The sequence below is a fragment of the Tenacibaculum bernardetii genome (assembly GCF_029125915.1).
GTDB classification, from domain to species: domain Bacteria; phylum Bacteroidota; class Bacteroidia; order Flavobacteriales; family Flavobacteriaceae; genus Polaribacter; species Polaribacter bernardetii.
Window position 1 is genome coordinate 200,694 of sequence record NZ_JAQJCU010000002.1, and the last position, 12,121, is coordinate 212,814.

A 12,121-nucleotide genomic window follows, 5' to 3' on the forward strand; every position below is an offset into this window, starting at 1 on the left:
AGAGATTGATAGTTTAAAACTACCAATCTCTTTTTATTAAAAGCAAGTTAAAAAACTACTCTTAATTTTTATTCATAAAATAAAGAATATTATTTCTCTAAATCATCAGCTAACTTCTCAAAGCTATTCTCTACATCTTTATATGCTTTTTCAAAGCCATCTTTTACATCTTGCCAGTTATCCTCTGTACTGTTACCTAATTTATCAAAACTTTCCCCTAATGCAGCTCTTTTAGCTTTTAATTCAGCCAACATCTCATTATTTTTCTCTTTCGTTTCAGCTTTAGCTTCGTTAAAGTTATTCTCTAAACTTTCAATTTCAGCATCTAGTTTTTTCATACTTTTATTAACCTCTGTTTCTAAATCAGATTTCTTAGCGTATGTATAATCACCTAAATTATCAAAACCCTCTTCAATCTCATCTGCAACATTTTCCATGCTTTCTTTAACATCTTCTACTAATTCTTTAGTATCTTCAGTTATTTGCTCTTTTTTGGTTTTATTGTTATCACAAGACACTAATACTAATGATAAAACTAATGTTATAGCTGTTAATTTAATTAATTTCATTTTTTTGTTTTTAAAGTTGATGCCTACTATTTTAAGGATGTTCGGCTTTAATCCTTATGCTGGTACAAAACTAAACAGATAAAAAGCATAAGTATTGCTCAAATAAGAATAAAATTAACTCATTTAAAAAAGTATTATTAAAACCTACTGATAATTAAACATCATTATATTTAATAAAACAACTACTAAACACATATAAAATATACAAAAATGCAAACCTTATATTTTCGGACTAATTAAATTCATAACTTTGATTTTTAACAAAAGAGACATCATTATTAGATCTCTGATAACTTAAAATATGATTTCTGTAAAAGAAGCTAAACACCTAATTTCACAAAGCACTCAAGATTTCGGTACAGAAGAAATTCCGTTTATAAAATCTGTAGGCCGAATTTTAAAAGAAGATATTATTGCCGATAGAGACTTCCCTCCTTTCAATCGTGTTGCTATGGACGGAATTGCAATTAACTATTCTTATTTTAAAAACAAGCAGCGTAACTTTAAGGTTGAAGGAATTCAGCCTGCGGGAAGCGAGCAATTATCTATGCAAAATTCAGAAAATTGCATTGAAGTAATGACAGGTGCTGTATTACCTAATAACTGCGATACCGTAATTCGTTATGAAGATGTTATTATAGAGAACGGAATTGCAACGGTTACTGTTCACAACATAAATGAAAATCAAAACATCCATCCAAAAGGAAAAGACAAAGCACAAGGGGTTGTTTTAATTAACAAAAACACTGTTATTTCTCCTGCCGAAATCGGTGTGATTGCGACTGTAGGTAAATCGACTATTACTGTAGCCAAACAACCGAAAGTTATGATTATTTCTACTGGTGATGAATTGGTTGATGTGCATGAAACTCCTTTAGACTATCAAATAAGAAAATCTAATGTATACTCATTGGTTTCGTTATTAAATGAACTGAACATTCCTTCTGAAACAGCACATATTACTGATAATAAAACTATTTTAAAAGAGAAGATTGCTGGCTATCTACAAGAATATGATGTGCTTTTATTTAGCGGAGCGGTAAGTAAAGGTAAATTCGATTTTTTACCTGAAGTGTTAACTGAGTTAGGTGTAAACAAGCTTTTTCATAAAGTAGCACAACGCCCCGGAAAACCTTTCTGGTTTGGCATCTCAGATGCTTTAGATATTAGTGAGCAGCATGTTTATCAGAGTAAAAAAAACAAAACAGTTGTCTTTGCTTTCCCTGGAAATCCGGTTTCTACTTTTGTAAACTGTTTAGTTTATTTTTATCCTTGGTATTATAAATCAGCAGGTATAAAAGCAAATGAAAAAACAGCTATTTTAGCTCATGATATTGAATTTAAACCTAATTTAACTTATTTTTTACAAGTAAAATTAAGTTATCCTTTTGGGCATTTAATTGCAACTCCTATAAAAGGAAATGGTTCTGGAGATTTAGCAAGTTTAGTTGCTGCTGATGGTTTTATTGAAATTCCGAAAACAACACAAATTGAATTTAAATCAGGAAGTACTTTTCCTGTAATTAGATATAAAAAATAAAATCTCGATACTAATTTGATTTTCCTATTGGACATCAAACTCACTCGATATGACAATACTATTCGTTTATTTTATTAAATTCAACCTGTCTTTTCGAGTGGTTTTATTAAAGTGACAATGGAAATAAAAGTGTATCGAGAACTATTATACAATCAATATGAAAATCTATTATGTTTACATCTTAAAATGTTCTGACAAATCATATTATACTGGTTTTACTTCTAACCTTGAAGAAAGATTAATGGAACATAAAGAAGGAAAACACATAGGTAGTTATACGTTTAAAAGAAGACCTTTAAAATTAGTTTTTATTGTGAGTTTACAAATGTAGCATTAGCGATTGTAAAAGAAAAACAACTAAAAAATTGGTCAAAAATTAAAAAAAAGGCTTTAATAAATGGTGCTTTTGAAAATCTTCCTAATTTAGCAAAGAAGAAGTTTAAATAACTTCTCGATACAATTTTCTCATAAAATCGAAAATTACTCGAAGTGACACTATCATATTAAAATGAAATAACAATTCAACATGTCAGTTCGATTGGTTTTATTGAAATTCCGAAAACAACACAAATTGAATTTAAATCAGGAAGTACTTTTCCTGTAATTAGATATAAAAAATGAACAAATTCACGCACATAAACGAGCAGAATCAACCTAAAATGGTGAATGTTTCTGATAAGAAAATTACCAAGCGAACTGCGGTTGCAAAAGCTACGATGTTTTTAGGAGCTGAAATTATTTCTCATTTTAAAAATGAGGACTTAATTACTAAAAAAGGACCCGTTTTTCAAACAGCAATTATTGCTGGCATTCAAGCTGTAAAAAAAACATCTGATATTATTCCTATGTGTCATCCGTTATTAATTAACGGTGTAGATATTGATATAAATATTGTTGACGATGAACAATTAGAGGTTTTTTGTAAAGTAACTATCGAAGGAAAAACAGGTGTTGAAATGGAAGCTTTAACGGGCGCTTCTGCAACTTGTTTAACTATTTATGATATGTGTAAAGCCATCAATCAAAAAATGGTGATTAAAGAAGTAAAATTAGTAGAAAAAACTGGCGGTAAATCAGATATTAAAAATGGGTAAAAAACATCAAAAACACGCAAATATCACTAAAAAATTCAACGATAATTTTGCTGCCAATGAAGTTGCTATTTTGGGAACTAAATGTGGAGTTATTGCTGATTTAGTTAAAAAGGTTTCAACTAAATTATCGAACTATAACTTAGCGTATTTCGATGCTTCTCACGCAAAAAATCTTGATAAAAACATCGTAACCGAATACATCTTTCATCATGAAGGTAATTTACAAGTAAACACAACCTCAAGCGTTAATAAGTTTGAGCAACGTTTACAGTTTATTAATCATGATTTTGTGTTTATAAACGGGAATCATTACGAAGGTGCTAAACAAATTCTGATTCTAGATGATGAAAAAGAAGCTTCTATCAAAAAACGTTTAGATCAAATTACAAACATCCAATTTATTGTAAAACTAAATTCGGATACTAAGATTTTTGATTGTTTAATCGAAAAATTTCCACTGATAGAAAATACAACTTGTTACACGATTCATGATGTTGATAAAATTACAAATCACATTCATAATTTAATCAAAGAAAATATTGCTCCTGTTAAAGGGTTGGTATTAACTGGTGGAAAAAGTACCCGAATGGGAACAGATAAATCTGAATTAGATTATTATGGAAAACCTCAAAAAGAATACACAAAAGAGCTCCTAGAAAACAATGCTTTAGAAACATTTTATTCTGTACAATTACCTTCTAAAAAACCAACTGAAATTCACGACACTTTTTTAAATCTTGGTCCTTTTGGCGGAATTTGTTCTGCCTTTCAAAAAGATCCTAATTCAGCTTGGCTGGTAGTCGCTACAGATCTTCCTTTTGTAAATGATGAGTTAATTCAGTTATTATTACAAAAACGAAATCCGAGTAAAATAGCAACAGCAATTAAAGGGAAAAGCAAAGAATTTCCTGAGCCTTTAATTACCATTTACGAACCAAAGGCGTATACTAAATTACTACAATATTTAGCACAAGGATATTCATGCCCTCGTAAAGTGCTAATTAATTCTGATGTTGAAATTATTGAAATAGATGACCATTTGATTAGAAACATCAATACACCAGAAGAGTTTGAAACTGCTAAAAAGGAGATTAGTAAGTATGAATAAACTCATAATAATAAAAGGTGGCCAAAAACATTTTATCTTTAGGTTTATGGCTGCTATTCTTTATGCTTTTGCTGTTTTTATCCTAGTGAAGTTTTTTATCAACACCTCAGTATCAACTGTCGAAAATTATACCATTTCCTTTTTACATATTCTAGAAATGGAAATTTATATTATAACACTTGCACTATTAGCTTCTGTTGTTAATAATCATCACTTTAATCTTAAAGAAAGTATATATCGTAAATATTACTCTGTTGGTCCTTTTGGTTATGGAAAATGGCAAACTATAAGTAAACTCACTTACACATCAATTTATTTAAATAGTAATGATGTTTACGAGGTAATTATTTGGGATGAAAGTAATGACCGTTTTAAAATTTCATTTCATAACGAAGAGAATAATGCCATTGAAACTGCAAAATATGTAGCAGATAAGTTAAGTATCGACTATTATACTAGGAATGCATAATATTATAAATCGCTCATTTTATGTAAAATGAGCGATTTACATGAAGTAATTATTTTTTAGCTTTAAGCTTCTTTTCGATGGCTTCAATCATAATATTTGCAATATCTAAACCTGTTGCTCCTTCAATACCTTCTAAGCCAGGAGAAGAATTTACCTCTAATAATAACGGGCCTTTATTAGAGCGAATAATATCTACACCAGCAACTGGCAGGTCTAAAATTTTAGCCGCTTTAATTGCTAACTTTCGTTCATCAGATGTTATTTTTATTTTAGATGCAGAACCTCCTTGGTGTATGTTTGCCCTAAACTCACCTTTTTCAGCTTGCCTTTGCATTGACGCCACTACTTTACCATTTACCACAAAACAACGTATATCTTGTCCGTTAGCTTCCTTAATAAATTCTTGAACAAGAATGTTTGTTTTAACACTTTTAAAAGCATTAATTACACTTTCTGCTGCCTTAGTTGTTTCTGCTAAAACTACACCTTTACCTTGGGTACTTTCTAATAACTTAATTATTAATGGCGCTCCGTTTACCATTTTAATAAGATCTTTTGTATCTAAAGGAGAGTTCGCAAAACCTGTAATAGGAACTTGTATATCGTTTTTAGCAAACAGCTGTGTAGCCAACAGTTTATCTCTTGATTGATTAATTGCATCTGCAGAATTTAAACAATAAGTTCCCATAGCATCAAACTGCCTTATTAAAGCACAGGCATAAAAAGTAACAGAAGGCTTAATACGAGGTATAATAGCATCAAACTCATCTATAATATTTCCACCACGGTAACGTATTTGAGGCTCTTTAGCATCAAATTTCATGTATGCTTGTTGCACATTAAGAAATACCATTTCATGACCTCTTAAACGACCAGCTTCCATGATACGCTTATTGCTAAAAAGATTTGGATTACTTGCTAATAAAGCTATTTTTAAACCTGTTTTTTCTTTCTTAAAAGTCGCATATTTTTCATCTAAATCTTCTTCACTAAAAGTTCCTGATAAATACGTTTCTGAAGCATTTACTAAGTAACCGTTTGACAGTGCTTCACGCCCCAACAACATTCTAAACTCCATAGAATCTCTGTTAGCAAGCGTTAATTCAATCTCAAAAGTTTCTGCACCTATAGTTATAGGTGTTTTTATTACAATACGTGGTTCTGAAATACCTGTTGAACTTTTTATTGAACGTTTTGAATGAATTTTAGATTCGCATGTTATACTAATACTTCTATTTTCTTGCAATGGATTAACATCAAAACGCACCCACTCTTCAGTATCTTTTAAAAACCTAGTGATATTATTAGCTTGTATTGATGATGTTTTTGCACCAGAATCTACTCTAGCTTTTATGGCTGGTATACTGAAAGATTTAAACGAACACCATTCTTCACTTCCTATTATTTTTAAATTATTCAATATTATATTTTTATTTAATGTAAAGGTTAAATTTATTCTTCTGCAAGCTAACCGATTTATAGCATAAACATTTCATTCTCTTCAATAAAACTTTTAAACTCTATTGTATAACCGTTAGGGTCTTTCACAAAAAAAGAAACATGTTCACCGTTTTTATCTTTTAAGAATGTTTTTGTGATAATAGTTTCTGACGACCAATGGTTAATTCTGTCATGCATTTTTTCCCATTCCTCAGCATCTAAAACAACCCCGAAGTGAAAAGATGGTAAAACATCTTTATCAAAAGTATAATTAGGTGATTCGAAATTAAATTTTTCTACTAAAACATATGTCAATTGGTTGTTAAATAAATTTATATCTAACCAATCACTGGTTTCCCTACCACAGTTTAAACCTAAATCTTCGGTATAAAATTTTTTAGTTTCCTTAATGTTTAAACAAGGAAGCGATAAGTGGAATATAGATGCCATAATTTTAAGCTTTTTTTTGGATACTCTTTCTGTTTTATAAATATACTATTTTAGCTATTTACTAAGAAGTAGACTTATTTCGAAAAATACAAATTATTTTTGATTTTGTATTAACTCAATACTTTTATAAAGTATTACTGTATTTGGTATTGTTATTTTTCTATTTCCCTCAGGAATATATAACATCACATAAAAACCAGTAATGTTTTTTACTTCACCTGTTAAATCATATTCTTTGTCTATAATTTTTATAGTATCACCGATACGCATTGGATGGTAAAAAAACAAAATTACACTAGCTGTTAAGTTAGATAAGATAGACCATTGTGCAAAAAAACCAACACCTAACACTGCTAAAATAGAAGATGCAAAAACACCTATTTGCTTAAATTCTATTCCTAAAATTATAAGAACTAAAAAAAATGCAAACACATAATAAATTAAGTAAAAAAGGTTAAGTATTATTTTTCTTCTATGCGGCTCTATAGCATTTTTAATTACATAACTTTTAGTTATTTTTTTAGTAAAAATAACTAACACAGAAAGCATTATTAGTAATATTAATAGCAGAATGTATTTGTTCAATAAAAAATTACTCATTATTGTTTTAATTGCAAAATTATGTTTTTATTTTTTTTTATAATTGATTTTATTTTAAAAAAAATTACATTTGATAAACCAACTCTAATCAACTTGTTATGAAGAATATATTAATTCCATATAATTTTTCTGAAGAAGCTATTAATGCTTTAAACTATACTAAAAAACTTTTTAAAGGCTTAGATATTTGTATTTACTTATTAGATGTTTATATCGCTGAAAAGCCGCATTTATTAAGTTCTGAAAAAAGTGAAGAATGGTTTAATGAAATGGACAATGAGATTGAAGAAGAATCAAAGTACTTAATTGACATTCTTAATAAAGAAACGGAAAATTTCGAATATCAATTTATAATTAACTCAACTTCGTTAATAAAAGCAATTAAAGAGGTTGTTTCTGAAAAAAAAATAGATTTGATAATCTCTGGTACAAAAGGAGCCAAAAGTTTAAAAGAAACTTTTATTGGCACAAATACTATGAAAATTATTAACACTATTAATAACTGCCCAATATTAATGGTCCCAACCGACTACAAATACAAATTATTACATCAAATAGTATTTTCAACAAATTATAAAAGACCTTTTAATAATAAAGAATTAAAATCGTTACTTCAATTAAGTATTTTAAAAGATTGCCCGATTGAAGTTATAAACCTTTCTGAAGAATACACCTTAAATAGTAAACAAAAAGCACACAAAGTACAGTTAAGAGAAATTTTTAAAGACTTAGGCGTAGAATATAAAAAAATAGATTGGGATGATTCTGAAACTACAACTTTAGAAAATTATATAAAAGAAACTGATAGCGAATTATTAGTTTTAATAAATCATAAACATAATTTTTTTAATCGCCTATTAGAAGAAAATGTGATTAAAAAATCTGCTTTTCACAGTAAAATTCCTTTATTAATTTTGCCAGAGCTATAAATGACTTAATCATTAAAAAAACTTCCTGCTTTTTCCTCCACTGATCAACAATATTAATGAGTAAAAAAAAACTTGTAGCGTTTTTTTATTTTTATTGCGTCTTAATTAAAATTTAAAAAAAAAGCATATATAATCATATGTTAATATTTTTTACAAAAAATGGCTTTAAACGGCTAAAACCCTAAAAAAAGCTAAAATACTCATCTTCAATAACAATTATGCAATTGCATTTTCCTTAAAGAAAAATAGGTATAAAACAATATTGTGCTATGATTTAATATTATTGTTCAATATATCATTATTAACTATGCCATAACTTTGATTTCTCTCAATAAATAGAGAAAAAAATTGGAGCTAGAAAAACTATTAGAAGAAACAAAGTCAAAAGCAATTTTCCTTTTAAAAGATAACGGAGAAACTATTGATTTTTACCCTAAAGAAAATAATTTGGGTGATTTACAAGACAAAATAACAGTGTTTAAAGCCACTATATTTAATATGAGTAATCACTCTTTTTTAGTAATTATTTTAAAACGAACCTGAAAGAGATTATACTTAAATCTGACAATGAAAACATTCTAATTATTAAACATAATGAATATATATTATGTTTCTTATCTGATAAAAACATAAACATAGGATTGCTTGAACTTATTTTGAAAAAAGAATTTAACTACTAACTATAAAACAAACAAAAAATGCAAGAAATTTTAGACAAATTGGTAACTAATGTAAAAGAAAATATCTCAGGATATATAGGAATCAGCGTTGCTGAAATGGCATCCGGTGAATCACTTATATCAGATTCTGCTTTAAGTGGTTTTGACCCTGCCTTAGCATGTGCATATAATGTAGAAATTATTAATGCAAAACGTAAAGCTATGAAATCTTTAGGCTTAAATGAACAATTAACTGATATTCATTTTAATCTAGAAACTCAAATACATATCATTAATATCTCTCCTAGCGGTGAGTATTTTGTTTATTTAGCTGTTGATTCTAAAAAAGCGAATTTAGCGCTTACTAGGACACTTTTAAATAAGTACAAACAAGATTTAAATAATGAGCTATAATGAGATTAGTTTAACTAATTATAATTTTGAGAACACATTTATTGATTTTATAAACTCTTACCAAGAAACTTATAAAACCAAAGTTCTACAAAATGCACCTGCCCCCCTAGAAGTGCAAAATAATACTTCAGAGAAAAGAGATATTAAAACAATACTTGAAGATTTCTTTTTTTCTCCAAAATATGACAACGTTTTAGATGTTATAAGATTTGGAAATAAAAAAACTGTAGATGGCTAAAAAAGCAAGAAAAAATTCTTGCTTTTTTTATTCAAATTTATAAATCCAGTTTTTAAGTTATTAAAAAACCTCAACTATAAAGTTGAGGTTTTCCTTTGTGTACTCGAGGCGGGAATCGAACCCGCACTCTCGAAAGAACTGGATTTTGAATCCAGCGCGTCTACCAATTCCGCCACTCGAGCATTAAGTAGTGTGCAAATCTATAAAATATTTTAATTAATTCGTTTAAAAATAAGTTTTAAACTCTTAAAATAGTTTTACTTTTGCTGTAACAACAACACTAACTATAAATACATTTTTTTAAATGCCTGAAAATCAATTAATACCAAAAATTTTTGCTTGTTCTCAAAGTACTGACCTTGCTGAAAAAATTGCCAAAGAATACGGAGTAGCACTTGGTAATATAGAAACAACACATTTTAGTGATGGTGAGTTTCAGCCAGCTTTTGAAGAATCAGTAAGAGGTCGAAGAGTTTTTCTTATCGGATCAACATTTCCTTCAGCAGATAATTTAATGGAAATGCTATTAATGTGCGACGCTGCTAAGCGTGCTTCAGCAAGACATATTACAGCTGTTATGCCTTATTTTGGATGGGCTCGGCAAGACAGAAAAGACAAACCTCGTGTGGCTATTGGTGCTAAATTAGTAGCTAAGTTATTAGAAACCGCAGGTGCCACAAGAATTATGACCATGGATTTACATGCTGATCAAATACAAGGTTTCTTTGAAAAACCTGTAGATCATTTATTTGCTTCTACTATTTTTCTGCCATACATAAAAAGCTTAAACCTAGAAAACATAACAATTGCTTCTCCTGACATGGGAGGCTCTAAAAGAGCATACGCATACTCTAAATATTTAGAAAGCGATGTAGTAATTTGTTATAAGCAGCGTGAAAAGGCCAATCTAATTTCTCATATGGAGTTAATTGGTGATGTAGAAGGTAAAAACGTAATTCTTGTTGATGACATGATTGATACAGGAGGAACACTTACTAAAGCTGCTAACTTAATGATAGAAAGAGGCGCGTTAAGCGTTCGTGCAATTTGTACACACCCAATCCTTTCTGGAGATGCCTATGAGAGAATTCAGAATTCTCAATTAACAGAGTTAATCGTTTCAGATACAATTCCTTTAAAAAAGAGTGTATCTAAAATAAAAGTGGTAACTTGCGCCACTTTATTCGCTGATGTGATGCATAAAGTTCATGACAATACATCTATTAGCGGACAATTTTTAATGTAAATAAATTTAATAAATAAAGAAGTAATGAAATCAATTACAATCAACGGATCACAAAGAGAAAGCGTAGGTAAAAAAGCAACTAAAGCCTTACGTAATGCTGGAAAGGTTCCTTGCGTATTATACGGAGGAAAAGAGGCAGTACACTTCTCAGCAGAAGAAAAATCATTCAAGCCTTTAGTATTTACTCCAGATGTATTTACTGCTACGATTGAATTAAACGGAACAAAATACAGTGCTGTTTTACAAGACATCCAATTTCACCCGGTAACAGACAGAATTTTACATGTAGATTTCTACCAAATCTTTGAAGACAAAGAGGTTACTATGGAAATCCCTGTACATTTAGTAGGTACTGCAAAAGGTATTATGTTAGGTGGGGCTTTACGTCACAACTTACGTAAGTTAAGAGTAAAAGCTTTACCAGCTAACTTACCTGACTTTATTGAAGCTAATATTACTAGATTAGAAATTGGTAATAAATTATATGTTACTGAGTTAAGAAATGATAACTACGCTTTATTACACCCAGACAACACAGTAGTTGCTCAAGTACGTATGTCTCGTAACGCAGCGAAAGCAGCAGCAGAAGGAGACGATGCTGAAGCTACTGCAGAAGCATAAGAAATTATACTGCATTTTTATAAAAGCGTTACCTTTGTGTAACGCTTTTTTTTATTTTTGTAATATTAGGTTTTAATACCTTTTTTTTTAAAATAATTAAAATACACTCAACAGACACAGCGCAACATTCAATGAAAAAATTTTTAATTGTAGGTTTAGGTAATATTGGTGATAAATATGATAATACACGTCATAATATAGGTTTTAAAATAGTGGATGCCTTTGTAAAAGAGCATGATGCTAGTTTTGAAACTGAAAAACTAGGTGATATTGCCAAGTTAAAGATCAAAGGAAAAACAGTAATCGTTTTAAAACCTAATACTTATATGAATTTAAGTGGTAAAGCGGTAATGTATTGGATGCAACAAGAAAATATTCAGGTTGAAAACTTATTGGTAATTACCGATGATTTAAATATTGATTTCGGAAAACTACGTATAAAACCAAAAGGTAGTTCTGGCGGACATAACGGATTAAAAGATATTCAAGATAAATTTAACACCGGTGCGTATCCTCGTTTTCGTTTTGGTGTTGGTGCTGATTATGGCAGAGGTCGTCAAGTAGATTATGTATTAGGCGAATGGAACAAAGATGAAGAAAGCGAAATGATTGAACGCATACCAACTTCTATTAACGCTATTACTTCTTTTATTACAGCCGGAATGGCAAATACAATGAATGAGTTTAACGGAAAGTAATTCTTTATAAAAACATAAAAGGCTCAGCATTAATTTAACGCTGAGT

General features: G+C 29.4%; 15 protein-coding genes, 1 tRNA gene and 1 pseudogene. 12 read left to right on the forward strand and 5 right to left on the reverse strand.

The window, feature by feature from the left end:
• Window positions 1–89 precede the first annotated feature (89 nt).
• On the reverse strand, window positions 90–569 hold the full coding sequence (locus P2G10_RS02560) for a sll1863 family stress response protein (RefSeq protein ID WP_218771771.1): 480 nt from the start codon (window positions 567–569) through the stop codon (window positions 90–92).
• A 301-nt stretch (window positions 570–870) separates the two neighbouring features.
• On the opposite strand from P2G10_RS02560, the gene P2G10_RS02565 reads away from it, so the two are divergent.
• From P2G10_RS02565 to P2G10_RS02585, 5 genes and pseudogenes are all read left to right on the forward strand, one after another.
• Window positions 871–2,109 carry a molybdopterin molybdotransferase MoeA gene (locus tag P2G10_RS02565; RefSeq protein WP_275315090.1) on the forward strand — a complete coding sequence of 413 codons (1,239 nt, stop codon included), beginning with the start codon at window positions 871–873 and terminating at the stop codon, window positions 2,107–2,109.
• Window positions 2,110–2,266: 157 nt separating this feature from the next.
• Window positions 2,267–2,556: pseudogene (locus P2G10_RS02570) on the forward strand (GIY-YIG nuclease family protein).
• A gap of 170 nt (window positions 2,557–2,726) precedes the next feature.
• Complete coding sequence (gene moaC / locus P2G10_RS02575; protein WP_218771774.1) at window positions 2,727–3,203, forward strand: cyclic pyranopterin monophosphate synthase MoaC; 477 nt, start codon at window positions 2,727–2,729, stop codon at window positions 3,201–3,203.
• On the forward strand, window positions 3,196–4,311 hold the full coding sequence (locus tag P2G10_RS02580; RefSeq protein WP_275315091.1) for an NTP transferase domain-containing protein: 1,116 nt from the start codon (window positions 3,196–3,198) through the stop codon (window positions 4,309–4,311). Before moaC ends, P2G10_RS02580 begins: the two co-directional genes overlap by 8 nt.
• Complete coding sequence (locus P2G10_RS02585; RefSeq protein ID WP_275315092.1) at window positions 4,304–4,780, forward strand: hypothetical protein; 477 nt, start codon at window positions 4,304–4,306, stop codon at window positions 4,778–4,780. The genes P2G10_RS02580 and P2G10_RS02585 overlap by 8 nt, the downstream gene beginning before the upstream one ends.
• A 49-nt stretch (window positions 4,781–4,829) precedes the next feature.
• Here P2G10_RS02585 and rimK read toward each other — a convergent pair whose 3' ends face one another.
• The 3 genes from rimK to P2G10_RS02600 all read right to left on the reverse strand — a co-directional run bounded on the left by rimK (window position 4,830) and on the right by P2G10_RS02600 (window position 7,102).
• Window positions 4,830–6,200, reverse strand: a complete 1,371-nt coding sequence (gene rimK / locus P2G10_RS02590; RefSeq protein WP_218771777.1) for a 30S ribosomal protein S6--L-glutamate ligase — start codon at window positions 6,198–6,200, stop codon at window positions 4,830–4,832.
• A 56-nt stretch (window positions 6,201–6,256) separates the two neighbouring features.
• Window positions 6,257–6,670 carry a VOC family protein gene (locus tag P2G10_RS02595; protein ID WP_218771778.1) on the reverse strand — a complete coding sequence of 138 codons (414 nt, stop codon included), beginning with the start codon at window positions 6,668–6,670 and terminating at the stop codon, window positions 6,257–6,259.
• Between the two features lie 93 nt (window positions 6,671–6,763).
• The gene (locus tag P2G10_RS02600) at window positions 6,764–7,102 is read right to left on the reverse strand and encodes a mechanosensitive ion channel domain-containing protein (protein WP_255554368.1); all 339 of its coding nucleotides are present in this window, start codon (window positions 7,100–7,102) and stop codon (window positions 6,764–6,766) included.
• 266 nt (window positions 7,103–7,368) lie between these two features.
• On the opposite strand from P2G10_RS02600, the gene P2G10_RS02605 reads away from it, so the two are divergent.
• The 4 genes from P2G10_RS02605 (at window position 7,369) to P2G10_RS02620 (ending at window position 9,510) form a co-directional block, all read left to right on the forward strand.
• The gene (locus tag P2G10_RS02605) at window positions 7,369–8,199 is read left to right on the forward strand and encodes a universal stress protein (RefSeq protein WP_218771780.1); all 831 of its coding nucleotides are present in this window, start codon (window positions 7,369–7,371) and stop codon (window positions 8,197–8,199) included.
• 348 nt (window positions 8,200–8,547) lie between these two features.
• Entirely contained in the window at window positions 8,548–8,742 is a 195-nt protein-coding gene (locus P2G10_RS02610; RefSeq protein WP_275315093.1) for a hypothetical protein, read from the forward strand.
• 155 nt (window positions 8,743–8,897) lie between these two features.
• Window positions 8,898–9,272 (forward strand): hypothetical protein, encoded by a 375-nt coding sequence (locus P2G10_RS02615; protein ID WP_218771782.1) that lies wholly within the window; start codon window positions 8,898–8,900, stop codon window positions 9,270–9,272.
• Window positions 9,262–9,510, forward strand: coding sequence for a hypothetical protein (locus P2G10_RS02620; protein ID WP_218771783.1), 249 nt, complete (start codon window positions 9,262–9,264; stop codon window positions 9,508–9,510). Before P2G10_RS02615 ends, P2G10_RS02620 begins: the two co-directional genes overlap by 11 nt.
• A gap of 100 nt (window positions 9,511–9,610) precedes the next feature.
• Here the strand turns inward: P2G10_RS02620 and P2G10_RS02625 are convergent.
• Window positions 9,611–9,692 (reverse strand) — tRNA-Leu (locus tag P2G10_RS02625).
• 122 nt (window positions 9,693–9,814) lie between these two features.
• On the opposite strand from P2G10_RS02625, the gene P2G10_RS02630 reads away from it, so the two are divergent.
• The 3 genes from P2G10_RS02630 to pth all read left to right on the forward strand — a co-directional run bounded on the left by P2G10_RS02630 (window position 9,815) and on the right by pth (window position 12,075).
• On the forward strand, window positions 9,815–10,756 hold the full coding sequence (locus tag P2G10_RS02630) for a ribose-phosphate pyrophosphokinase (RefSeq protein WP_218771784.1): 942 nt from the start codon (window positions 9,815–9,817) through the stop codon (window positions 10,754–10,756).
• Window positions 10,757–10,780: 24 nt separating this feature from the next.
• Window positions 10,781–11,377: a 50S ribosomal protein L25/general stress protein Ctc gene (locus P2G10_RS02635; protein WP_218771785.1), complete on the forward strand. Its 597-nt coding sequence runs from the start codon at window positions 10,781–10,783 to the stop codon at window positions 11,375–11,377.
• A gap of 131 nt (window positions 11,378–11,508) precedes the next feature.
• A complete protein-coding gene (gene pth, locus P2G10_RS02640; protein WP_218771786.1) occupies window positions 11,509–12,075 on the forward strand; it encodes an aminoacyl-tRNA hydrolase in 567 nt (188 codons plus the stop codon).
• Window positions 12,076–12,121: the final 46 nt, after the last annotated feature.